This is a genomic window from Paenibacillus sp. GCM10028914 (genome assembly GCF_042666275.1).
In the GTDB taxonomy this organism is placed as follows: domain Bacteria; phylum Bacillota; class Bacilli; order Paenibacillales; family Paenibacillaceae; genus Paenibacillus_AQ.
This window is the reverse complement of the sequence record NZ_JBHTFO010000008.1, coordinates 216,155-240,570: the sequence shown is the minus strand read 5'-3', so window position 1 is coordinate 240,570 and position 24,416 is coordinate 216,155. Positions and strand designations below refer to the sequence as shown.

Sequence of the window (24,416 nt, the reverse complement as noted above, 5' to 3'; positions counted from 1 at the left end):
ACCTTTTTAAAAATTAAAATACAAAAATTCTGAAATTCGGTTGAGATACAGCAGCGATAAGACGAACATAACGGCCATGGTAAGTGCGGTTTTCCAGCTTGGATTCATCCGTTCACGGCGTTCGGACGAATTTCGTGTGAAAAGTACAATAGGCAGAAAGATGGCTATCATCGCGACAGGGAACAAGAGTGTTACTAACGAATGAAGCCCTGTACCATTCAGACCACTCATTCCTTTAAGGATACGAAGGGCCTGCTGCCAGCTGGTAGAGCGGAAGAATACCCAGGTGATGTTAATAAAAATAAAAGTGATTAGCCAAGCTGCCCATATGGGTAAAGGTCGTCCGACTTTTGTCCATAAGCGATGAATCGCCTGGCCGACACCATGAAGCGCACCCCAGATAATAAAGGTCCATCCAGCCCCGTGCCACAAGCCTCCGATCAGGAAGGTAATAATGACATTGCGCATCGCGATAGCATCTCCACGGCGGTTTCCGCCGAGTGGAATATAAATATAGTCCCGCAGGAATCGACTGAGCGTCATATGCCATCTTCTCCAGAAGTCCTGAAGGTTAACGGCTTTATAAGGTGAGTTGAAATTCTCAGGCAGCTTTATGTTGAAGCAAAGGGCCACACCAATTGCCATATCGGTATACCCGCTAAAGTCAAAGTACAGCTGGAACGTATATGATAGTGCGGCGGTCCAAGAGTCCACGAATCCCGTTGCAGAGCTGAATCCATCATTAGCGAACACCGCAAATGTATCTGCAATGACAACCTTTTTGATCAATCCGATACAAAATAAATACATACCTCTAGAGAGGTTAGGCCAATTCAAAATCTTGTTACGGATTCGATCGAACTGGGGCATCATTTCGCTATGGTGAAGAATAGGACCCGCAATGAGATGAGGATAAAAGGTTACGAATAAAACATAGCTGAAAAAGTTATATTCCTGTGCTTTTCCTCTGTATCCGTCAACCAGATAAGCAATCTGTGTGAACGTAAAGAAGCTGATACCAAGTGGCAAAATGATGCTTAACATAGGGATGTTTGCGCCCGTGAGATGGTTGAGATTATCTAGGAAGAAATCGGCGTACTTGTAGTAACCAAGCAGGAGTAGGTTCATCACAATCCCGAAGGTGAGTATAAACTTACGTCTGCGTTTGTGATCCTTATTAGCTTCGGAGGTAAGAAGACGTCCAATCATATAGTTGAATACGATCGATCCGAGCAGCAGCGGCACGTATTTAACATTCCACCAGCCATAGAAGAAGAGGGAGGAAAGGGCAAGCCAGTACTTAGATAGATCTGTATATTTGAAGCGGTTCAGTGTGAAATAAACAATTAAGGTAACTGGCCAAAATAAAAAAATAAAAACATATGAATTAAACAGCACTTGATCTCTTCCTACTTTCTTCGGAGAATAGATTGTTTCATAAATGAATTATCGACATTGGGTAGCTATATATGAATATACTAATTATGGAATATTTTAAACATAAATAATAGACTTGACGGTAAAAAATGGATGATATACACTTGTTGAAATTTAATGATAGAACCGTGAAGAGAAAATGAGATGGGGATATGCTGTTCGATCAGATATTCGTTTTAATAGTTGATAGAGATCAAAAGACGGCCGCCTGAGGTTTCTCCCTCGGCGGCCGTCTTTTGATTATTAATTTCCCGACTTAAGCTCGACGCGCATCTCGTCGTCCGGATGCTCTGTCGTGTATCTGTAAATGTAAATCTCCAACTCTGACTGATTGAAATTCTCGTATACGTCCATACGCTTATTGTTTCCACTACCTAGCATGCTTATCATTGCCGGCGTTCCGTAATTTCGATCCTTGCCGGTTAAATAATAGGTTTGACTCACCCCGCCAAAGACAGGATTAGTACTTAAGGATTCCACATATAGATTGTTGTCCTTCATGTAGTACGTCCAAGTGATAGGGTATTCCGCAATGCTGGTGCTTAGTGACTGGTGCTTCTCCGAAATGTTGGTTAAACGAATCGGATGTTCGTCCCCTGCATGGTCATCCACACGGTGATTGGCAACCAAGGATACAGGTTTGCTGGCGAGAGAGGTTGCTTCAAGACCCTTCATTTCAAATCGCAATTCCGTTGTGTTCGGCTTGCCAGACCCATACGCGATACCTCCATCTAGCAATGTGCCGCCTACATCTAACTGATAGTTCATATATGGAACACGGGTGTATTTCTCTTTATGAGTCAATATCAAGCGAACCTGTGTTGGTGTCACAATCATCTCACGGATTTTTGTACCGTCAGTGACCTGTTCTACCGGAATATTCAGTTTTTCCTTAAACGATCCATTCTCCAATTGTTTCTTTGATAGTGTTAGATTTAGGTTCCAAGATCCCTCGGCTGTTCCCGTAATACGATCATAGGCAAGTTGAAACTTAGTGTTCTTGGAACGTAATTGTTCCGATTTGAAAATTTGCTGACTTAAGTATTCATTAGAAGCTCCCGGCGTTCCGAAAACAGGAGTCTCTGCTTCTTGAATCGGTTTTTGGAGATCATCTACAGCCTGTAACCTCACCCAGCTTCTCTTTTGAAACTCAGGATCTGTAAATGAAATGGCCGACTGCAGCAGTACCTTGCCGCCGGATTGATCGAAAGACTGCACGGTTACGCTATCGATTCCATCCTTTTGAACCTTGAATACCTGTGTTTTAGAGTCATTAGGATTGAAGTCGATTGTTTGCGTGCTATCACCCGTGAAAATGAGCTTCTCCATTGTAAACTCAACATTAGCTGTCCGGCCATCCAGGACCCAGTCTGTTTCGAAGTAGCCCTGGAATACACCAAGTTCTTCATTCCAATGGTGCGTATAATTCCCTTCAATCAGGTTGCCCTTCTGATCTTTAAGACCAATCTGATCAAATCCGACTTGTTTCCCTTCCCATTGCGCTCCGGGATCCAGGCTGTAAAGCAGGAAGGTCCGGTTCTCATCCGTGAAAGCTGTATGCAGCGTCAGAGTCACGTCGTTGTTCGTGATGGATTGGTTGATCGTCTGGCCTAAGTCCTGCTCCAGAGCAGATTGAATACCAGATTTGTAAGAGAGAACGTCTGACCAATCGTATTGTATAGCCGCATATACAGGGGTTGCCATCAAGGCAACGGATAATCCAGCAATAATTGCTACTCTATTTCGTCTCCGAGGACGCTGAGTTGCTGATTCAGATCTTGTGACCTTCAGTTCCTTCTGCTGGATGCTGCTCCACATCTTCTCGAAGTCAGGATAAGATACGTCATTTGAAGCATTCATCTGGTTTTTCAGTTCCTTTTCAATGCGTTCCATATTGCTTCTCTCCCTTCAGCAAAAAGCTATAATTTGGTAGTTCGAGCTTTTTTCGCATGATCTTTAATGCTTTGTGAAGTCTTGATTTAACAGTGCCTACTGGGATGTCCAGTGTTTCGGCGATTTCAGTCATCGACAAATCACCGATGAACCGGAGTGTGACTACAGCCATCAGCTTGTCCGGAAGCTGCTGCAGCAGTTTTCCCCATTCGGCGGCTTCTGCTTTCTCCAATACAATGGTGTCAACGGATTTTTCTGATGTCGTGGCTTGGTCATACAGCCACTGAACTTGTTTTTGTTTTTCCTGCTTGGTCTGATTCTTTCGGATGAAGTTTAAGCAAAGATTCATAGTGATACGCATGATCCAGGCGCGTATATGCTCAATACTCCTCCATTCCTGACGAAATACGGTAATGAATACGTCATGGCAAAGGTCTTCCGCATCTTGTGCGTTGCGCAGCATGTAGTAACATGTGCGGTACACGTCTTTGTTGTAAGCATCGAATAGTTCACGTTCCGTCGTCAATGAAAGGCGCTCCTTTCTTTGTGGTTATGTAATATAAACAAAGGACCCTGGAAAAAGGTTCATATTATTTCAAGTTGATGAATCTTCGTGAAGTTTACGTATTCCGAATATAGCGAAGCTTTCGATAGTATGATGTCGTTTAAGCATATAATCATGGATTTGTAAGCATTTTACAAAATGCCTATGAGAAAAGTATAATTCAAAAACAAATGAGATGCGGAGGGATTACCATGAAGAGGATTGCTGTTTTCTGCGGATCGAGTGATGGAGCTTCACCAGCATATAAGGAAGGTGCAGTCCAGTTGGGAAAGGAACTTGCCAGACAGGGAATTGCACTCGTCTACGGAGGGGCCAGTGTTGGGATTATGGGAACTGTAGCCGATGCCGTTCTGGAAGCGGGGGGACAAGTGATTGGCGTTATTCCTCAAATGCTTGAGGATCGGGAGATATCGCATCGCGGCTTAACAGAACTTATTGTGGTGGGTTCGATGCATGAGAGAAAGATGAAAATGGCGGAGCTCTCTGACGGATTCATTGCTTTGCCGGGAGGGCCTGGCACATTGGAGGAATTCTTTGAGATTTTCACATGGGCCCAATTGGGGCTTCATCAAAAGCCTTGTGGAATCCTGAATGTTAACGGTTATTATGACCTGCTCATTTCATTCTTCGATCATATGCAAGATCAGCAGTTCTTACAAGAGAAATACCGTTCTATGGCTCTTGTCGGGACGAGTCCGGCTGAATTAATTGAGAAATTCAATACATACATACCGCCTTCCGTTAAGACTTATATTAAGAAAGATCAGACGTAACTTATAGAATTAGTGGCGAAACCATTCGCTCTCTGATTGATGATCAGCCGAGCACTAAGCAGAGGACTGGTCAAGCGGTTCGCGCTCCGTTAACATAGAGAGTAACAAGATATACAAGGAGGAGCTATGCTTCTACAATTCGGTTACTCGCAATATGAGAGTAGAGTGTATGAAACACTGGTAACGAGCGGTGAGGCGATGGATGCATCAAGTATCGTGAAGTTATCCAGTGTTCCTAAAGCTAAAATTTATGAGGTGCTTGATCGTCTGGTAGATAAGGGAATCGTTATGGACACCGTATCAGGCAAAAAACGCACATATACCGCCTTACCTGTGGAAGCGGTCATTGATAAGCTAACTCAAGAGTTTGAGAGTGACATTAAGGAGCTGCGATCGGCTGGTGTTCGCAAGAAAGTTGTGGATGACCAGGTGTGGAGCCTGAAGTCACACACTTCAATTCAAGCTGTCTGTAAACAGATGATTGAGGAAGCGAAGGAATCTGTTCTTGTCTCGATGTGGAGTGATGAATTCAATGAAGTTAAGGAGCTGCTGAACCGTAAAGAGCGAGAGGGTGTGCGTGTTGAAGCTTTGGTAACGGGAAGCGATCACCCGGATGTTACGTTGTCTAAGCTCTATGTACTAAATCCTACGGCAGGTCATGATAAGCTGGAGCGATTTATGCTGCTCGTGACGGATACGAATCAGCTGTTGTTCGCAGGAGTGGAGCAGGGAAGCTGGCAAGCTATTCGAACACAAGCGCAGCCATTTGTGAAGGTATTTGCCGAGTTTTTCTATCATGATATGGCATTGACGGCGTTTAGCCGTAAATACCCTGAGGAAATGTTCAAGGACGAGGAGATCAAGTCTCTGTTACTTCGTTTACGGTATTAGATTGGACGATAGAAGAATTAAGCAGGCCGCCCGAGGATTTAAACCTTGGGCGGCCTGCTTATTAGTTTATAAGAGCGATTGGAGGAATGCTTCGTCCGCGCAGCGTCTTACAGCAATCGAATTTAATATTTCAATTTACAGTGGATCTGCCGCTTGATTCGAAGAGGAGCGGCGAGTAAACGAAAAGACTGCGACAACAAAGCCTGCAGCAGCGATCAGACCGCCCACCCAAGGATTGTTTGCAACGGAGCTATTCGCAATAACCGTGCTGCCAATCATTGAACCTAATGCAATTCCCAAGTGAAGCATAGAGGAATTCAGGCTGAGCTGTGTCTCTGCATTGTTTGGAGCGAGTTCAAGCAAATAAGTCTGCTGCGCCGGAGAAATCGCCCAACTGAGCGCACTCCATATCATCATGGCGACAAGAAACACCCCGAATGAGATTTGAGTCGTCAGCATCACAACGAACATGGATACCGAGAAACAGGCAACGATGGCAAGAATCGAACGCTTCGTTCCGAAACGATCGGCGATCCAGCCGCCAGTTCCCCCGCCAGTTACGGCAGCTATGCCGAACAGAAAATAGACCACGCTCATCATGCCGGAACTCACATGGAATGTGGATTCCACATAAGGCTGCAGGTATCCGTATAAGGTCAGATGACCGGTAAGCATGAGGAATGCAATTAATTGTGCGCTGACAATTTTGCTGTTCTTTAACAGGGCGAGCTGCTCACGCAGCGGTACAACCGGATTTGGGGCTGTTTGTTTGATAAATAAGCTGATACCGATTAAGCATAACAGGCTAAGCACCGCAATAGCGAGAAACGGGGCACGCCATCCGTATGCATTGCCGACTACCATACCGAGCGGAACTCCAAGCACAAGCGATCCGCTAATACCCATATAGATAATGCCGATTGCGCGCCCTTTGTGGGACTCCGGTACGAGTGAAGCGGCCAGCGATACAGACAGCACCACGATCACGGATCCGGTCATGGCGGACAAGGAGCGGGCAGCGATGATCGCAGCATAGCTTGAAGTGAACGCTACGATCAGATTACTGATCATGAAGACAGCCATGGCGTATAGATATAGTTTTTTGCGCTCCATTTTGGCAGTCATGTTGATTAAGATAGGGCCTGAGATGGCAAAAGAAATAGAAAAAATGGTGATAAACTGACCCGCGGAACTGATGGATATATGAAGATCCTCCGCAATAAGGTTCAGAATACCACCTACAATAAGTTCAACCATACCGACAACAAAAGCGGCGATGGCGAGCATATATACTCGAAAGTTCAAACAGACACATCCTTATTTTTTTAAAGTCTCTAAATTGAGTTACCACTATTATAGTAACCCGATATAAGCGTTGCAACCTTTTTCTGAGAACAAAAATCTTATTCCATATAAGATGATTTAAAGTCATATACAGTGATAGCCGGATCTCATTTTATCGTGGTAATATTTGATTGATTGAATTCCCTGGAGGTGTATTTTCGAGAATGGACAGGCCCCAGTCGGTCATGCGTGATCATATTCTTTTTTCAGACACGTCATTTCCATTTACGGCTTCGACGACAGAAGGGGTAAACCCCGGATTCCAACGTTTGCATTGGCATCAAGCTTTAGAGATGAACTATATCCGCAGTGGAAGCGGCTATTATCTCATTAACGGGATGAAGATACCTTTTGAAGAGGGAGATCTTCTCTTTATTGACAGTAACGATTTACACCGGGCTTTTGAAACGGAAGGTCTGGTCATGGATATTATTATGTTCGACCCTTCACTTCTAGCTATTGATCTGAAATATGACCCGGATTTGATGCGTCCCTTTCGCGAAGCGGGTGTGCATCTCAGTCATGTAATCACACATGATGAGCCCATTGCCCCTCAGCTAACCCAGCTGTTCCATCGGATGATGGAAGAGAGCCGGATGATGGAAGATGGATTTATAAGTCTGATTCGGGCAGATTTAATCCGCTTTCTCGGGCTTGCAAATCGATATCTTCATGAAATGCCACAGCAAGCGGCCCAGCTATCTGTTAGGCATCGCGGCATACATGTCTTAAGAGATGTTCTCCATACCATGGAGCTCAACCTCGGTTACGGTTGGACGCTAAATGAACTGGCTGATCTAGCCCATTTAAGTCCTTCGCGGTTCAGTGCATTGTTCCATCAGGCAGTCGGAACTTCACCGCTGAATTATTTGATTCAGCTGAGACTGACTCATGCGGTGCATTTGCTGGAAACGACAGATCTAAAGATTATCGGTATTGCTGAGGAATGTGGATTTCGTAACTTATCCAACTTTAACCGTTTATTTAAACAGCATGTCGGTTTATCACCTAGCGAACTAAGGGAACGTGCATAGTCAGGGAGATTTATAATACGACAGTAAGATAGTATCAGATATTACTTGAATAACAGTAGTTGGTGCCACTCCAAACGATTACTCTGAACATATAAGAAGAGTATGACCCCGCGATTCAAGCGGAAGGAGGACGTTCATGAGAAAATATCTGGGCGTGGATGCCGGAGGAAGCAAAACACATGCAGTCATTGTGGATGAGTGCGGCAATGTATTGGGTAAAGGGATAGCCGGCAATGGTAACCACCAAATTGAGCGCGATCTAGCAGAGCAGAACATTACTGCTGCCTGTGATGCTGCACTTCAGGAAGCTGGAATCACGAAGGAAGAAGTTAGCTTCGCTTATTTTGGGTTAGCCGGAGCCGATCGTGAAGCCGATTATGAGATTTTGCGTCCCATGATTGGCGGCATGGGGTATCCGAGACACGAGATTGCCTGTGATACGATGATTGGCATGCGTGCCGGTACGGATCGTTCCTATGGCGCAGCGATTATTTGTGGTACCGGATTTAACAGTGCGGCCCGTAATTCAGTCGGAGAGGAACTGCAATATGGTGGTTTTGGTTTTAAGTATGGTGATGGTCACGCTGGTGGGTCCGGTCTAGCATTGCTAACATTTCGATCGGTCATCAGAGCATGGGATGGGCGAGGACCTGAGACGTTATTAACCTCTAAGGTGCTTGATCAGATGGACTATACTTCCGTTGAAGCGTTGTTTGAGGACGTGTTATATGGGAAGACTTCTATTCCCTCCAGTCTTGTTAAGACACTGCTCGAAGCAGCGGAAGCTGGGGATGCCGTAGCGATTTCCATTCTTGAGACTGAAGGGGCAGAACTAGCCAATGCGGTATGCACCTTAATTGAGCGACTGGGTATGAGAGATGAAACGTTTGATATCGTGTATATTGGAAGCGTTTTGAATAGGGGGAAAAGCTCTATTCTTACGAATGCCATCGAACGCGAGGTAGCAAAGCGAGCACCTCAGGCCAGATGCGTTCACTTAACCTCAGATCCCGTAGCTGGCGCACTGCTGAGTGCAATGGATTCGGATGGTCGAGTTATCGATGCAGAGACCGAAAGCAGACTGAAGTCATTATCTTTTTAAGCGATCTCATTCACCAGTTCATCTAACAACATCTTATGGAGGCGATTGAAGTGACACAACCAACGGGGCTCAAAATCACTGTCATCGGTGGAGGTTCCTCTTATACACCGGAAATCGTGGAAGGATTTATTCGGGGCTATGATCAAATGCCCATCCGTGAGCTATGGTTCGTTGATATTGAAGAAGGTCAGCACAAGCTGGACATCGTAGGCAATTTGGCTAAACGCATGATTGAAAAATCAGGGCTTCCCATCGAAGTTCATCTTACACTCGACCGCAGACGTGCGATTGAAGGCGCTGACTTCGTGACAACTCAGATGCGTGTCGGACTACTGGCAGCGCGTAAACTGGATGAGCATATTCCAATTCAACATGGCGTCATCGGGCAAGAGACAACAGGACCGGGGGGCATGATGAAGGCGCTTCGTACCGTACCGGTTATACTGGATATTTGCCGTGATATCGAGGAGCTGGCTCCAAATGCTTGGATGCTGAATTTCACCAATCCGGCAGGGATTGTGACAGAAGCGGTGCAGAAATATAGTAAGGTTCGCTCGATCGGCTTGTGTAATTCTCCAATCAACTTTCAGAAGTTTTTGGCTGCGGAGTATCAAGTGCCAGAGAAAGACGTGCTGGCAGAGTTTGTAGGGATTAACCATCTGCACTGGGTAACCTCAGCTATTGTTCGAGGGGAAGAGAAGCTTCCAGAACTGCTGGATGGCGGAAAAAGCTACACAGCTAAAAATGTGCCAACGTTTGGCTGGGACCCTGACTTTATTAAGTCTTTAGGGGCCATTCCAACTTATTATTTAAAATATTTCTACATGACCGATACGATGTTCAGCGATATGAAGGCTTCGCTTGAGAAGGACGGTACTCGTGCTGACGTTGTCAGCCGTGTAGAGGAGGAATTGTTCAAGCTATATCAAGACGTAAATCTTGATGTGAAGCCGAAGCAGCTGGAGCAGAGAGGCGGAGCTTTCTATTCAGAAGCTGCGGTGAATCTGATGAATTCCATCTACAACGATAAGCGTGATATTCAGACGCTGAATGTGGCGAACGGAAATACATTTGATTTTCTGCCGGCAGACGCCAGCATTGAGGTTAACTGTGTAGTGACGGGACAAGGACCGATTGTACTTGCACCTCAGTACGTTCCGGAGCATGTGAAAGGCCTGATGCATGCGGTGAAAGTGTATGAACAATTAACGATTGAGGCAGCGGTAACTGGCGATCGGGGAATTGCGCTGCAAGCGCTGGTTCATCATCCGCTTATTCCTTCTGTGGATGTTGCGAAAAAGGTTCTTGATGAGTTGCTGGAAGCACACAAAGCGTACTTGCCAGCATTCTTCAAGTAACTCATTCATGATGAAACTATAACTAGCTCCTCATAAATAACAAGAGCCTCCCATAGAAGAGAGGGCTGCGGACCGTTTACGGCGGCAACTTTCTTCCACACGGGAGGCTTTTATGTTGTCATTCGATATTTAGAATGTTACCAAACCCATAGCGCGTTTCGCAGCAGTCAGTGTTACTTGTGCTGTTTCATTCGCACGTTCGGCACCGTCTTTAAGAATACGGTCCAGCTCTTCGGAGTTTACAATTTCATGGTATGTTTTCTGGATTGGTTCCAGCTTCGCGATGACAGCCTCAGCCAGACCTTTCTTGAACGCACCGTATCCTTGGCCTTCATACTGCTTCTCAATCGACGCAATAGATTCGCCTGAGAATATGGAGTAAATCTCAATCAGGTTGCTGACCTCAGGTTTCGTATCCCAGTCATAACGAACGCTCATATCGGAGTCTGTTACGGCTCTGGAGAATTTTTTGCGGATAACAGCTGGATCATCGAGAAGTGACACGTAGCTGTTCTGATTCGGATTGCTCTTGCTCATTTTGCTGGATGGATCATCAAGTCCCATGATTCTTGCACCTGTTTCTTGGATGACCGGCTCAGGCAGCACAAAGGTATTGCCGTACTTGTTGTTAAATCTTGTAGCGAGATCCCGTGTCAGCTCGATATGTTGCTTCTGGTCATCACCGACAGGTACGTGAGTGGCTTGGTACAGCAAGATGTCTGCTGCCATTAGTACGGGATAGGTGAAGAGGGCGGAGCTGACAACATCCTTGCCTTCGGATTTGTCTTTGAACTGTGTCATTCGGCTCAATTCACCGAAGTGCGCCTGTGTCTCTAAGAGCCATCCTAGCTCGGCGTGGGCAGATACCTGGGATTGCAGGAAGATGGTAGCTTTCTTCGGATCCACTCCAGCAGCAATGTATAGGGCAGCGATGTCACGGGAGCGCTGATACAGCTCTTTAGGGTCCTGATATACCGTGATAGCATGCAGGTCCGGAATGAAGAAATAGCAATCATAATCGTGCTGGTTCGCTACAAACTGGCTGAGTGAACCACTGTAGCCTCCGATGTTCAAATCTCCACTTGGCTTAATACCTGACAGCATTCTTTTGTTCATAATTGTTGACCTCCTTTGGTTTATAAAAAAATAAAAAAACACCTCGCCCCTTGCTCAGGGACGAAGTGTTTGACTCCGCGGTACCACCACTTTTCGGCATCATAATGCCGCACTTTAACATGACGGGAAGTAGGCGTTATTCGCATGCCTGCTCCGATCACTTCTCCCATGGTAACGGGGGAGCGCCGTCAAAGCCTACTGACCTGCTATCGCAAGGGTTCGGTTTGAAGCGAAGGGACCCATTCACAGACCTCATTGTACCGGACCTCACACCTGTCGCCGGCTCGCTTGAACAACGATGGATAAGCTACTATTTTCCCTTCATTGCTTTCGTGTATTCGTTCCTATAAAGATGCCATATTTCAGGAAGATCGTCAAGGTGGCCATTGTTAGAATCAATTTACACACCGGAATAGGCCATAAAGCCGCCGTCTATAGGGATTACCGTTCCGGTAATGAACCCGGATGTCTGCTCATCCAACAGCCAGAGAACCGTTCCAAGCAGATCTTCCGGCACGCCAAAGCGTCTCATTGGAGTATGTGTAATAATTTTGTGAGAACGCTCGGTCAGAGAACCATCTTCATGCGTTAGCAGATTACGGTTCTGCTCGGTCAGGAAGAAGCCTGGGGCAATAGCATTGACCCGGATTCCGGACTCCGCGAGATGCACTGCAAGCCATTGGGTAAAGTTATTGATGGCAGCTTTCGCTGCACTGTAGGCTGGAACCTTTGTCATTGGCGATGGTGCGCTCATGGACGAGATGTTAAGGACGACAGCACCTTGGCGTCCAAGCATGCCTTGACCGAAGATTTGAGAAGGAATGAGTGTTCCAATAAAATTCAAATCCATTACATTTCGGAACCCAGGAACGCTGAGATCGAAGAAGGTAGATACTTCGGGCTGTTCCAGATCTTCTGGACGAAAAATTTCATTCGTCGTATTGGCATCCTTGTGGTTGCCGCCCGCACCATTAATGAGGATGTCGCAGGAACCAAGCTGTTCACGTACCGCCTGCTCAGCACGGCGAACACTATCGATATCGGTGACGTCACAAGCGACAGCGATCGCTTCACCACCGGCAGCTATAATCTCATCAGCCACGATTTGGCCTTTCTCCAAGGTTCGGTTCAATACGGCCACCTTAACGCCTTGCCGGCCGAGTTCCAGCGCCATCGCTCGGCATAAGACGCCGGAGCCACCGGTTATAGCGGCTACCCTACCCTCAAGGGCTGGATGCTTGGGCAGCCCCCAAGCATGTGATGACTGACTCATACCGCTGAAGCCTCCTTTTGCTTGGAGATTTTAGCTCTTTGAGCCGCATCCCACACACCCCACAAGTACATGATACCGAGTGCACGGTCATATAGTCCGTATCCCGGACGGCATTCTTCACCCCAGATATGCCGCCCGTGGTCGGGTCTGCAGTATCCATTGAAACCGTTGTCATTATAGGCTTTGACAATACCCGCAATATCTACACTGCCATCCTGCGTCCGATGGGAGGTTTCGATGAAATCACCATTATCAAATACGCGTACATTACGGATATGCGTGAATGGTATCCGGTCATGGAATTCATGGATCATTGCAATAATGTCGTTATCAGGATTTGCACCGAGCGAGCCGCTGCATAATGTTATGCTGTTCGTCGGGCTATCATATAAGTTAAGAAATCTGCGGATGTTATCTTGGCTTGTTATAATACGTGGCAATCCGAATATTGGCCAAGGTGGATCATCTGGGTGGATGGCCATTCGAATGCCACACTGCTCTGCAACCGGGATGACAGCGTTCAGGAAATACTCCAGATTACTCCACAAATCTTCCTCTGTTACATTACGGTAAGCATCGAATAAGGAGCTCAGATGAGCAAGACGCTCTGGCTCCCAGCCAGGCATCGTAAGTGCACTATTCTCTTGAATGGTGCGAACAAGTTCCATCGGATCAATGCCGTGAATTCGTGCCTTTTCAAAAAAGAGTGCTGTAGATCCGTCACCAGAGGCTCTGTGCAGATCTGTACGTACCCAATCGAACACAGGCATGAAGTTATAACAGATCACTTTAACGCCAACTTGGGCCAGCTTCTCGATCGTACGAATGTAGTTCGCTATGTAGTGGTCGCGAGAAGGGAGGCCAAGTTTAATGTCTTCATGGACATTGACGCTTTCCACGACATCCAGATGCAATCCGTAGGCCGTTGCCTGTTCACGGATTTCTAGAATCCGTTCCATCGGCCATTCCTCTCCGACCGGAACATCATGTAAAGCCCATACGATGCCCTCGACACCGGGAATTTGTTTGATCTGATCCAGCGAAACTGTGTCATTACCCTCGCCGAACCAGCGGAATACCATACGCATATTTCCACCGCCTCTTCCTCAATAGGGATACGATACAAACTATGGTTCATTTGAAATAATCCGGGTGTTTCTCCTTGAGTACCGTCAAGTTCGATATGATAAGGCTTAGATGCTCCTGCATGATGTGTTCAGCATAATCCCCATCTTGTCTACGGATCGCATCAACCATCTCTTTGTGCTGCTCATACAGATGGCTCCAATTCGGATCAGCCGACAACCACAGCATGCGGCTTCGGTTGAGGTGTGCATTCATCTGCTGAATAACATTCCAGGTGCCTTGTTTACGGCATCCCTCGAACAAGATTCGATGAAATGCCTCGTCAAGCTCGAACATTTCCTTGCCATCATGCCGCTCAATACTTTCCTGCTGCGCCGTTAGGTTCGCTTCCAGCTCGATCAGTTTATCTTTAGGGAATGACGCACATGCGAGCCGGATTACCGCTTTCTCCAGTTGTTCCCGCATGAACCGCGCTTCCTCAACGAGATCTGAATCGATTAAGGCAACCCGTGTTCCCCGCTGTGGCAACACAAGTAGCAGTCCTTCCTGAGCGAGCCTTACGAAGCTTTCGCGAACCGGTGTCCGGCTTACCTCGAATGCAAGTGACATTTCCTTCTCGGATAGCGACCTTCCTGGCGGGAGCTCCAAGCTTACAATCTGCTGCTTCAGTTTGTTATATACGATGTTACCTGCAGAACCAGACCCCGCTGGCAAAGGGATTTCCACTTCACCACCTCCTGTTACCATACTACCATACAAGTATGGCAGTATGGTAACAATTATTTACAATTCATAAGAGGAGGGAAGTATATGAGTCATTATGCTGTATATTCTGCACAGTATGAGCGCTTGCCGAGGCTTTTGTTCACTGCCGTTTTTCTTCAGCTTTAGTAGGTAGATTGTTAATTGCACTAGATAGGGTGGGGGGCTATATGTTATGATGGTATGTAAGAATAGCTGTTTCATTATTTCTCAAGGAGGGCCTATCCATGAATAAGCTCAAAGTGGAAGTATATACGACGCCAACTTGTGAAGACTGCCGCAATTTTAAGAAGTTCCTGAGTGAGCATGATATAAGTTATAAGGAATATAGCATAGCGGATGAACCTAAGTATGCTGATAAACTCCGGAAGCGTTCAGGAAAGACGCTAGTTCCTACAATATATATTAATAACCAAGAGTTCTTCGGTTTCGTATTTAATCGCCAGGAGATTGAAAAGCTATTATTAGGCTAGCTATCTGTCTATAGGGCTGTACACTGGAATAACTGCTACAATAAAATATATATATTAGGAGGGGATCACAAGTGGTAACGGATAATCAATCACATGATTCGTGTGCAGTTTCAGGGGAACGTAAGAGCCACCATTCCGAAAAAACGAAGAGTAACTTAATCAGTCGTTTGAATCGGATTGAAGGACAAATCCGCGGTGTGAAGGGACTTATTGAGAAAGATACGTACTGTGATGATGTGTTGAATCAGATTTCATCGATCCAATCAGCACTTAATGGTGTAAGTAAACTGCTGCTGGAACATCATATGAAGAGTTGCGTGATCGAGAGAATCCAAGAGGGTGATGATGAGGTTATTTCTGAGCTTCTCATTACGATGAATAAATTGATGAAATAAAGTTTAATACATGAGAGAAGCTTCTTGTTGATCATCTTTACTTAGATAGACTGCCACCCGTTAAGCGGAGTGGCTTTATTTTTTTAGAAATCCAGAGCTAAACCGCTTGACAAATATAGGGTAGGGGGGTAAACTAAAAACAATGAAAGCAATGAATCGTTAATCATAAGAGACAACAAAATTATTATATTTTTTAGGGAGCGATGGTTATACAGATGATAACTAACTCTCGAAATAGTGAAGGATAAGGAAATACGATTGTTTTGATTGGAAGTACATCGATTAGAGAGGTGGATTAAGCCATGGGGGCAGCAAATAATGAATCACTCCATAATGAGCTGAAGAAGACGACGCTGCAGCTGACAGGGATGACCTGTGCAGCCTGCGCGAACCGAATTGAGAAGGGTCTCAGCAAAATGGAAGGTGTCCAGGAAGCAAATGTGAACTTTGCTCTGGAAAGAGCAGCTGTAAGCTTCGATCCGAAGGTAGTTACCGTTCAGCAGATGGAAGAGAAGATTGAGAAGCTTGGATATGGTACGACCAAAGAAACGGCAGATTTACAGTTAGTCGGTATGTACTGTGCTGCTTGCGCAGTGAAGATTGAGAAAGTCGTAGGCAAAATGCCGGGTGTGTCCAGTTCAGCTGTAAACTTTGCTATGGAAAGCCTACGCGTGGAGTACAATCCAGCTGAAGTAAGCATTCCGGACATCCAGCAGCGCATAAATAAGCTGGGGTACCAGGCGGTACCTAAGGAAGATCAGCAAGATAAGACAGAACACCGGGAGAAGGAGATCAAGAAGCAGAAACGTAAATTGCTGATCTCGGCTATTTTGTCTTTGCCACTCCTTTGGTCTATGGTGAGTCACTTCTCGTTCACTTCTTGGATATGGATACCGGATGTGTTTATGAATCCATGGTTTCAACTGATACTGGCTACACCCGTACAGTTCTATATCGGTAAGCAGTTTTATGTTGGTGCCTATACGGCGCTTCGTAATAAGAGCGCGAATATGGACGTACTAGTGTCCCTAGGTACGTCGGCGGCGTATTTTTATAGCTTGTATCTAACGATAGACTGGACCCTTGCTGGAGCTAACGCTCATCACGGACCAGCAATGTATTACGAGACAAGTGCTATTCTGATCACACTTGTACTGCTTGGCAAATTGTTCGAGTCGCTCGCTAAAGGACGGACCTCTGAAGCGATCAAGACACTCATGGGGCTGCAGGCCAAAACGGCTGTCGTTGTTCGTGACGGTCAGGAAATGTCTATTCCGGTAGAGCAGGTATTAAGCGGTGATGTAGTTATTATCAAGCCCGGTGAGAAGATTCCGGTTGATGGAGAAGTTCTGGAAGGTACGTCGGCTGTAGATGAGTCGATGCTGACTGGTGAGAGCATTCCGGTAGAGAAGAAGTTAGGCGACGTTGTCATTGGAGCCACCATGAATAAGAACGGCAGACTTATGATTAAAGCGACGAAAGTCGGTAAGGAGACCGCTCTCGCACAGATCATCAAAGTTGTGGAAGAGGCACAGGGTTCTAAAGCGCCAATCCAGCGGATAGCAGACATAATATCGGGTATTTTTGTTCCAATTGTTGTGGGTATAGCAGTAGTGGCATTCTTGGTATGGTACTTCCTTGTGACGCCAGGTAACTTTGCTCATGCGCTCGAAATTGCAATAGCCATTCTGGTCATTGCCTGCCCTTGTGCACTCGGTCTGGCAACACCGACCTCGATTATGGCGGGATCAGGACGTGCAGCAGAGCTAGGTGTACTGTTTAAAGGCGGGGAGCATTTGGAGTCTACGCACAAAATTGATACTATCATTCTCGACAAAACCGGCACAGTAACCAAAGGGAAACCGGAGCTGACAGACGTTGAGGTCAATGATGGGTTCGATGAAATGGAATTCAAACGTCTGGTCGGTGCAGCAGAAAGAAACTCGGAGCATCCATTGGCAGAAGCTATTGTTGCAGGCGTTACAAGCGAGGGAATCACACTTCCAGCCGTAGAAGAGTTTGAAGCTGTTCCAGGTTACGGAATCCGTGCGGTTGTAGAAGGCCGTACTGTATTGGTTGGTACCCGGAAGCTGATGAAGCAGAACCATATTGAAATCGGGCATGCTGATACCCGGATGTCTCAGCTTGAGACAGCAGGTAAGACGGCAATGCTTGCAGCAGTGGATGGACGATATGCAGGTCTTGTGGCTGTGGCTGATACGATTAAAGAAACATCTAAGGAAGCAGTTGCTAGACTGAAAGGAATGGGCATCGACGTTATCATGATCACCGGGGACAACGAACGTACGGCTCAGGCGATTGCTAAGGAAGCAGGTATTGACCATGTACGTGCCGAGGTGCTTCCAGAAGGTAAGGCTGAAGAAGTGAAGAAATTGCAGCAGCTGGGTAAAAAAGTGGCGATGGTCGGAGACGGTATCAATGATGCTCCCGCACTGGCTATGGCAGACATCGGTATGGCGATTGGTACAGGTACGGATGTAGCTATGGAAGCTGCAGATGTTACGCTCATGAAAGGCGATCTTAACAGCATTCCTGATGCCATCTATATGAGCCGTAAAACCATGTCAAACATCCGCCAAAATCTGTTCTGGGCATTAGGTTACAACTCATTGGGTATACCGATTGCCGCGATGGGCTTACTGGCTCCTTGGGTTGCAGGTGCTGCAATGGCGCTGAGCTCGGTATCTGTCGTTCTGAATGCGCTCAGACTGCAGCGTATGAAGGTATAAGGGAGTACAGAAGGGGAGATTTGGGGAGATGGCGATTAAAAAATTCGCGGTAACACCGGGCTTTGAGGTCGGAGGGACACTTTTCCGTCCACAGCAGCTAGCTGTTCTCGGCTCTATTGTAGGGCCGGATGCAGAAATTGAAATGACAACTTTCAAACAGCTGTATGTTGCGATGGATGAAGAACGGATTTCTGAGGTACAAGAGCAGCTGAAGGAAGTCGGGTTAGAAGTTCACCCTGCCGGATTTGTATCCAAAAGTCTGATTACATGTAATTTCTGCCGTGGAGCAGAGGATGCCGGTCTCGATATCGCCCAAAAACTTGATACAATCGTTGCTGATCATGAGGTGCCAAGTCCGCTGAAGGTTGGGTATGCTGGATGCGCGCTAGGTACAAGTGAACCATTGCTGAAGGATATAGCCGTTGTGAAGATGAAGGATGAGTTCGATATTTACATCGGGGGAGATTCCAAGGGAATCAAGGCTAATCTTGCTCAGTTGTTCAAGAAAGGAATCACCGAAGAACAGCTCCTGCCGATTGTCGGCAGACTAATCACGATCTATCAGGAGAACGGAAAGAAGAAAGAAACCTACTCCAGATTTGTAAAAAGAATGACGCCTGAAAAACTACATGAGTTAGTGGATAACTCGTTCATCACAATATAACGACAAAACACCGCCTGTACAGGCGGTGTTTTTATTGGTTTTAGCCGTTGTTTATACCTATTTCAGCAAGCAACTCATAGGAGCGAAGACGGGCTTTGTGATCATAAATGGCAGATGCCACAATAATCTCATCCGCACTCGTCATCTCTATGAAGCGATTCAGCTGCTGGCGTACGGTAGCTGGACTGCCGATTGCGGAGAAGCTTAAAGTGCGGTTTACGATTGCTTTCTCCTGCAGGTTCCAGATACCCTCCATGCTATCCACTGGGGGCTTAAGTTGGCCGGTCTGGCCTCGGATGATGTTCAGGAACTGCTGTTGAGCCGAAGTGGCAAGTCGCTGAGCTTCTTCATCCGTGTCGGCACAGATGACATTGACACCAATCATCGCATATGGCTGCTGCAGTGACTCGGAAGGCTTAAAGTTACCGCGGTACAGATCGAGTGCCGGAAGCAGATAATCAGGTGCAAAGTGACTGGCAAATGCGAACGGGAGCCCAAGCTGTGCTGACAGCTGTGCGCTAAAACCACTGGAACCAAGCAGCCAGATCGGAACATCGAGCCCCTCACCAGGAACAGCTTTAACCCGCATGGAGGAGCCTGAGGTCGGATGGAAGTAATTGCGAAGCTCTCCAAGCCGTTCAGGGAAGTCTTGACCATCACTGCCAGGTCCGCGGCGCAGAGCGCGAGATGTCAGTTGATCCGAACCGGGTGCGCGTCCAAGACCGAGATCAATGCGCCCTGGAAACAGAGATTCCAGTGTACCGAATTGCTCGGCTATCACGAGAGGGGAATGGTTTGGCAGCATGATACCGCCGGCGCCGACCCGCATTGTTGTTGTGCCGGCTGCAATATGACCGATCACGACAGATGTTGCTGAGCTCGCGATGCCTGTCATGTTGTGGTGCTCTGCAAGCCAGTAACGATGGTATCCCCACTTCTCAGCATGCTGAGCCAGTTCAAGAGAATTTCGCAGCGATTCAGCCGCTGTACTCCCTTCGGTAATTGGGGCCAGATCCAGAATGGATACAGGTATATGTTGAAGCTGTTTGGATGTTTCGGATGTAAATTTATATTGCTCAGTCATCTGGAATAGCCTCCTTAGGATACTGTTTAAATTATAGCACAGTTATATTATATACCTTCTGATGCGATAACAAAAATATCGAGCCTGAGAGGAGAATAAGGATAAACCCTCGGCGTCTTGTAAAGGTTCTTATACTCATCGATAAATACAAGGGGGCTTCTCATGAGAGAAGCCCCTTTATGTGTCGGTTCATATTATAAGATCAGTCGTTCGAGCCCGTTTAAATACGGGCGGAGAGCTCTCGGGATCATAATCGATCCGTCCGCCTGCTGATGATTCTCTAGTAAGGGAATCAGGATACGCGGCGAGGCTACAGCTGTATTGTTCAGAGTGTGGCAGTATCGCATATTTCCGTCATGATCTCGGTAACGGATATTCGAACGGCGGGCTTGGAAATCAAGCAAGTTCGACGACGAATGCGTCTCGCCGTAAGCCTCTCGGCTTGGCATCCATGTCTCAATATCATACTGCTTGTAAGTCTTTTGCGACATGTCTCCGGTGCACACTGCCATAACCCGATAAGGAAGCTCTAGCAGCTGGAGCAGCTCCTCCGCATTGGTAGTAATCTCTTGAAGCAGTTTCTCCGACGTATCCAGACTTGCCTCGCACAGAATGACCTGCTCAACCTTGGCGAACTGATGAACCCGGTACAATCCCCGGACATCCTTGCCTGCTGACCCGATTTCGCTACGAAAGCACAGCGAGGCGGCGGCAAGCTTGAGCGGTTCCGTAACATCGATGATCTCGCCGCTATAATACGAGACAAGTGGAACCTCCGAAGTCCCGACAAGCCACTTGTCTTCCTCGGGAATATGGAAGGTCTGATCTTTACCAAGCGGGAAGAATGCTGTATTCATCAGAGCCTCAGTCCGTACCATAAGCGGCACATCGAACAATGTGAAGCCTTTCTCCATAAGCAGGTCGAGTGCCAGCTGCTGTACGGCCCGATGAAGTTGGACACCGACACCCGTCAGGTAATAATTTCGGCTGCCGGCGGTTTTGACACCCCGGGGGATATCGAACATTCGGTGCATTTCACCTAGCTCCACATGGTCACGAAGCGGAAACGCAAATGCGGGCGGTTCACCGACTTTTTTAATCTCCACGTTGTCTTGGTCCGAATCTCCAACAGGTGTGTCGGGCGAGACAATGTTGGGCACAAGCGCCATAAGCTCTGTAAATGCGTTGTCGACTTCTCGCATTGTATTCTCCTGCACACTTAATTGCCCGTTAATTTCTTTGACATACTGCTTCATATGTTGTGCCTGATCCCGATTTCCTTCACGCATCAGGGTGCCAATCTCCTGTGTGAACTGGTTGCGTTCCTGCCGAAGTCTTTCTACTTCCTGCAGCAGCATCCGCCGCTTTTCATCCAGTGCCATAAGTTCAGGAATCGATACTTGAATACCTTTTTGGTCCGCTGTCAGCTGGACTTGCAACTGATTCTCCTTACATTCTCTTAACCATTTCATGTCGATCATGATTACCGCGCTCCTTCGCATTATATAAAATAAAAAAAGCGTCCTTGTCCATATGGGACGAGGGACGCTTTATGCGCTCGCGGTGCCACCCAAATTGATTGAATCACTGAAGTATCAGGATTCAATCCACTTTGATTCCGCGATAACGGGCGGGTCCGGTTAACTTAGGGGAAATCCCCTTAACGAGAACGCCTCAGAGTTGGAAGCTCTTCATTGGCCTGATTTCAATATTTGTAACAGTATACCGCAGTTCTGTTCTTATATTCAAGGGATGAACAGTTAATTTATTTCTGTCTTCTCAGACACTTTATCGCCCTACCGTTTCACGGTGCTTATACTAGGTAAACATACTATAATATAGACAAGTTGTTGACGGGCGACCTTAAAGCAGGGAGGTACAACATTGGACGAGTTGTTACAACGGGAGCATGAGATCATGAAGGTATGTCTTCTCGCCGGTAAAATCATGCTCCAAAGCGGTGCGGAAACCTATCGCGTAGAGGATACGATGATGCGGATTGCCGCATCTTTTGGTGTGGAACATAGCCATAGCTATATGACGCCAACCGGCATTATTTTTTCGGTAGAGGAGCCGCAGCACATTACGAGGCTGATACGGATTTCAGACCGAACCACTAACTTATATAAAATCGACCGGGTTAATACCATTTCGAGGAGTATCAGCCTTGGGGAAATGACGATTTCGGAAGCCTATCGTTCCTTGCAGGATGTAGAGCGGGCAAAACCGAACTACCCTATGCCGCTGCTTATTCTCATGTCTGCTATTGCAAGCGGTTGTTTCTTGATTATGTTCAAAGGGAGCTGGTACGACTTTATTCCAGCTGCGCTGGCAGGCGGATTGGGATTCTCGTGTTCAGTCTATATGCATCGGGTTATTCCGGTCCGATTCTTTGCCGAATTTTCCGGTGCGATCATGATTGGCCTAGCGGCGGTATGGATGGTAAAGAGCGGATTTGGACAGCAGATCGATATTATTATTATTAGCTCCGTGATGCCATTAGTCCCCGGTCTTCTTATTACGAATGCGATCCGTGATTTAATGGCAGGGCATCTGATTTCTGGCTTATCTAAAGGGGCGGAAGCATTTATTACATCGTTCGCGATTGGTGCAGGCATCGCATTTATGTTGTCATTCTACTAAGGGAGGCGATCCGTTTATGATGTATCTTGAACAGTTAGTGACCAGCTTTATCGCCTCCGCTGCCTTCGGTATGATCTTTAATGCGCCGCGAAAAGCGCTGTTGCAGTGCGGCTTCGCTGGTATGGTTGGATGGATATTGTATATCTGGTTGATTGAGCTAGAGGTGATTCCAGTGACCGCGACGGTGGTCGCTGCTTTCTGTGTAACGATGATCAGTTACTTTTTTGCGAAAAAATATAAAATACCCATCATCATATTCAGCGTATCCGGCATTATACCCCTTGTCCCGGGAGGACTTGCTTATGATGCGCTAAGGCATGTTGTACAGAATGAGTATGATCTTGCCGTTCAGCTTGGGGCTCGTGCTTTCATGATTTCTGGAGCCATAGCGTTAGGTCTTATCCTTGCGGAGGTTACGAATCAGGTAATCAAAAAGAGCGCCCCGACTAGGCGCTCATAGAAAAGGTGGCTTTCATTCTGGAATCGAAGGGATACTTTTTTTCACAAATTGGACAATAATTCGATCGGCATAAGAAAACTTCCATCTTGCAGTAGGTGTTATACATAATAATGCTCACTCGGAAGGGATGCAGGTGATGGGCCGTGAACGACAAAGAAATGCTGACCAGAAAGGTTATTGTGTACACTTTACTTAGTGCGCTTGTAATTCTTGCAGGCCGATGTAACCGGGAACTCAAGCATACTCTTGATGTGAAAGAAGAGGCAGTCGAGAAGGGCCATCAACCTGAATAATCGAAAAGCAGAAAACAGGCCGGGGACCCGCATCTTCGGTCTATTTGAACATCCGAGAGCGTGATCCGGCTGATGATGTCACGGAATGTCTTTATGACGAAAGATACTCTAGACTAGGCAGTTCGTATGCTGTTATTTGATACCAAGCCGCATCCGGTAGCTGAACATCACTTCACGGGTTTCTCCTTGGAAATAATCCTCGACCTGCTGTCTGAAAGCATCTATGGCAGGAGTGAGTTCATCGATTCCATGCCGGAATAAAGTTTGGATGCCTCCCTGGCTGATTGCGAGTCCCACATATCTTTCAGCGGTACAAGGTTCCATATGGTGAAAGACGACTTCCTTAGCAAATTGAAACAGTCCGCTCTCTCGAATATGCTTCAAATGTTCGTTCTTGTTCCATTTATAAGCTTTCCGATTGTCTTCTATATGTTTATTTATAATTGCATCAGATAACTCAATCAGCTCATGGTAGGTTTTCTCGATTGGCCAATGCAGACTTGGCGGCCAGTCACAATCATAAACGGCGAAAATCCCTTCTTGGCGTAATAAGCGTGCTGCTTCCTTTAGCGTACTAGCCGGCTCCATCCAATGAAAGGATTGCGAGCAAGTAATGATATCCACAGAGCCTGTATCCAGTGGAATCTGGTTAGAGTAGCCGCTTGTAAAGGTGATGTGTTCTGTGTGATCTTGTTCCTGAAGTTTCTCTTCAGCTTTTCCTCTCATATCGTCGTTCGGTTCGATTCCGATAATTCGATCCGCATGGTCCTTCCATACAAAAGATGATAGACCTGTACCACAACCGATATCCACGACAAGTTGTGGCTTTTGCTGCAAATACCCTGTCAATATTTGAATCACTTGCCGAGGCGCCTCGGGGCGGTACTGGTCGTAAGTATTTTCGTACCCGGAGAAACGTTCCACATTACTCTGCCGATTGCCTTCGGGAATATTCCGTATGTTCGAGCCTGTGTGTTGAAATTTCGAATTGTTGCCCATCATTTCATCATCTCCCTAAAT

Annotated in this window: 23 protein-coding genes and 1 other annotated feature; of the genes, 12 read left to right on the top strand and 11 right to left on the bottom strand. The window is 46.6% G+C overall.

The window, feature by feature from the left end:
- Positions 1-6: 6 nt before the first annotated feature.
- The 3 genes from ACFQV5_RS07550 to ACFQV5_RS07540 form a co-directional block, all read right to left on the bottom strand.
- Positions 7-1,398 carry an MBOAT family O-acyltransferase gene (locus ACFQV5_RS07550; protein ID WP_379245243.1) on the bottom strand — a complete coding sequence of 464 codons (1,392 nt, stop codon included), beginning with the start codon at positions 1,396-1,398 and terminating at the stop codon, positions 7-9.
- Between the two features lie 282 nt (positions 1,399-1,680).
- The gene (locus ACFQV5_RS07545) at positions 1,681-3,330 is read right to left on the bottom strand and encodes a DUF4179 domain-containing protein (RefSeq protein ID WP_379245241.1); all 1,650 of its coding nucleotides are present in this window, start codon (positions 3,328-3,330) and stop codon (positions 1,681-1,683) included.
- On the bottom strand, positions 3,317-3,856 hold the full coding sequence (locus tag ACFQV5_RS07540) for an RNA polymerase sigma factor (RefSeq protein ID WP_379245239.1): 540 nt from the start codon (positions 3,854-3,856) through the stop codon (positions 3,317-3,319). Before ACFQV5_RS07540 ends, ACFQV5_RS07545 begins: the two co-directional genes overlap by 14 nt.
- A gap of 230 nt (positions 3,857-4,086) precedes the next feature.
- On the opposite strand from ACFQV5_RS07540, the gene ACFQV5_RS07535 reads away from it, so the two are divergent.
- Positions 4,087-4,668: an LOG family protein gene (locus ACFQV5_RS07535; protein WP_379245237.1), complete on the top strand. Its 582-nt coding sequence runs from the start codon at positions 4,087-4,089 to the stop codon at positions 4,666-4,668.
- Positions 4,669-4,794: 126 nt separating this feature from the next.
- Entirely contained in the window at positions 4,795-5,559 is a 765-nt protein-coding gene (locus ACFQV5_RS07530; RefSeq protein ID WP_379245235.1) for a TrmB family transcriptional regulator, read from the top strand.
- Positions 5,560-5,694: 135 nt separating this feature from the next.
- Here ACFQV5_RS07530 and ACFQV5_RS07525 read toward each other — a convergent pair whose 3' ends face one another.
- Positions 5,695-6,846 (bottom strand): MFS transporter, encoded by a 1,152-nt coding sequence (locus tag ACFQV5_RS07525; RefSeq protein ID WP_379245684.1) that lies wholly within the window; start codon positions 6,844-6,846, stop codon positions 5,695-5,697.
- Between the two features lie 221 nt (positions 6,847-7,067).
- Between ACFQV5_RS07525 and ACFQV5_RS07520 the strand changes: the two genes are divergently transcribed.
- From ACFQV5_RS07520 to ACFQV5_RS07510, 3 genes are all read left to right on the top strand, one after another.
- Positions 7,068-7,937: a helix-turn-helix domain-containing protein gene (locus tag ACFQV5_RS07520; protein WP_379245233.1), complete on the top strand. Its 870-nt coding sequence runs from the start codon at positions 7,068-7,070 to the stop codon at positions 7,935-7,937.
- Positions 7,938-8,073: 136 nt separating this feature from the next.
- A complete protein-coding gene (locus ACFQV5_RS07515; RefSeq protein ID WP_379245231.1) occupies positions 8,074-9,039 on the top strand; it encodes an N-acetylglucosamine kinase in 966 nt (321 codons plus the stop codon).
- Between the two features lie 50 nt (positions 9,040-9,089).
- Complete coding sequence (locus tag ACFQV5_RS07510; protein WP_379245229.1) at positions 9,090-10,397, top strand: 6-phospho-beta-glucosidase; 1,308 nt, start codon at positions 9,090-9,092, stop codon at positions 10,395-10,397.
- 129 nt (positions 10,398-10,526) lie between these two features.
- Here the strand turns inward: ACFQV5_RS07510 and trpS are convergent, their stop codons facing one another.
- The 4 genes from trpS to ACFQV5_RS07490 form a co-directional block, all read right to left on the bottom strand.
- Positions 10,527-11,513 carry a tryptophan--tRNA ligase gene (trpS, locus tag ACFQV5_RS07505; RefSeq protein ID WP_379245227.1) on the bottom strand — a complete coding sequence of 329 codons (987 nt, stop codon included), beginning with the start codon at positions 11,511-11,513 and terminating at the stop codon, positions 10,527-10,529.
- A gap of 53 nt (positions 11,514-11,566) precedes the next feature.
- Positions 11,567-11,847: a binding site (T-box leader), on the bottom strand.
- 66 nt (positions 11,848-11,913) lie between these two features.
- A complete protein-coding gene (locus ACFQV5_RS07500; protein WP_379245225.1) occupies positions 11,914-12,786 on the bottom strand; it encodes an SDR family oxidoreductase in 873 nt (290 codons plus the stop codon).
- The gene (gene uxuA, locus ACFQV5_RS07495; protein WP_379245223.1) at positions 12,783-13,874 is read right to left on the bottom strand and encodes a mannonate dehydratase; all 1,092 of its coding nucleotides are present in this window, start codon (positions 13,872-13,874) and stop codon (positions 12,783-12,785) included. The genes ACFQV5_RS07500 and uxuA overlap by 4 nt, the downstream gene beginning before the upstream one ends.
- Positions 13,875-13,920: 46 nt before the next feature.
- Positions 13,921-14,619 carry a GntR family transcriptional regulator gene (locus tag ACFQV5_RS07490; protein WP_379245221.1) on the bottom strand — a complete coding sequence of 233 codons (699 nt, stop codon included), beginning with the start codon at positions 14,617-14,619 and terminating at the stop codon, positions 13,921-13,923.
- Between the two features lie 242 nt (positions 14,620-14,861).
- Between ACFQV5_RS07490 and ACFQV5_RS07485 the strand changes: the two genes are divergently transcribed.
- From ACFQV5_RS07485 to ACFQV5_RS07470, 4 genes are all read left to right on the top strand, one after another.
- Positions 14,862-15,107: a glutaredoxin family protein gene (locus ACFQV5_RS07485; RefSeq protein WP_379245219.1), complete on the top strand. Its 246-nt coding sequence runs from the start codon at positions 14,862-14,864 to the stop codon at positions 15,105-15,107.
- Positions 15,108-15,178: 71 nt separating this feature from the next.
- Entirely contained in the window at positions 15,179-15,502 is a 324-nt protein-coding gene (locus ACFQV5_RS07480) for a metal-sensitive transcriptional regulator (protein WP_379245217.1), read from the top strand.
- A 302-nt stretch (positions 15,503-15,804) separates the two neighbouring features.
- Positions 15,805-18,252, top strand: coding sequence for a heavy metal translocating P-type ATPase (locus ACFQV5_RS07475; protein WP_379245215.1), 2,448 nt, complete (start codon positions 15,805-15,807; stop codon positions 18,250-18,252).
- A gap of 28 nt (positions 18,253-18,280) precedes the next feature.
- Positions 18,281-18,916 (top strand): nitrite reductase, encoded by a 636-nt coding sequence (locus ACFQV5_RS07470; protein ID WP_379245213.1) that lies wholly within the window; start codon positions 18,281-18,283, stop codon positions 18,914-18,916.
- 40 nt (positions 18,917-18,956) lie between these two features.
- Here the strand turns inward: ACFQV5_RS07470 and ACFQV5_RS07465 are convergent, their stop codons facing one another.
- Positions 18,957-20,000, bottom strand: coding sequence for an LLM class flavin-dependent oxidoreductase (locus ACFQV5_RS07465; protein WP_379245211.1), 1,044 nt, complete (start codon positions 19,998-20,000; stop codon positions 18,957-18,959).
- Between the two features lie 194 nt (positions 20,001-20,194).
- Positions 20,195-21,481: a serine--tRNA ligase gene (gene serS / locus ACFQV5_RS07460; protein ID WP_379245209.1), complete on the bottom strand. Its 1,287-nt coding sequence runs from the start codon at positions 21,479-21,481 to the stop codon at positions 20,195-20,197.
- A 403-nt stretch (positions 21,482-21,884) separates the two neighbouring features.
- On the opposite strand from serS, the gene ACFQV5_RS07455 reads away from it, so the two are divergent.
- The 3 genes from ACFQV5_RS07455 (at position 21,885) to ACFQV5_RS07445 (ending at position 23,396) form a co-directional block, all read left to right on the top strand.
- Positions 21,885-22,643, top strand: coding sequence for a threonine/serine exporter family protein (locus tag ACFQV5_RS07455; RefSeq protein WP_379245207.1), 759 nt, complete (start codon positions 21,885-21,887; stop codon positions 22,641-22,643).
- A 16-nt stretch (positions 22,644-22,659) separates the two neighbouring features.
- The gene (locus ACFQV5_RS07450) at positions 22,660-23,103 is read left to right on the top strand and encodes a threonine/serine exporter family protein (RefSeq protein ID WP_379245205.1); all 444 of its coding nucleotides are present in this window, start codon (positions 22,660-22,662) and stop codon (positions 23,101-23,103) included.
- Positions 23,104-23,246: 143 nt separating this feature from the next.
- Positions 23,247-23,396: a hypothetical protein gene (locus ACFQV5_RS07445; protein WP_379245203.1), complete on the top strand. Its 150-nt coding sequence runs from the start codon at positions 23,247-23,249 to the stop codon at positions 23,394-23,396.
- Between the two features lie 132 nt (positions 23,397-23,528).
- Here ACFQV5_RS07445 and ACFQV5_RS07440 read toward each other — a convergent pair whose 3' ends face one another.
- A complete protein-coding gene (locus tag ACFQV5_RS07440) occupies positions 23,529-24,398 on the bottom strand; it encodes a class I SAM-dependent methyltransferase (RefSeq protein WP_379245201.1) in 870 nt (289 codons plus the stop codon).
- Between the last annotated feature and the right edge of the window lie 18 nt (positions 24,399-24,416).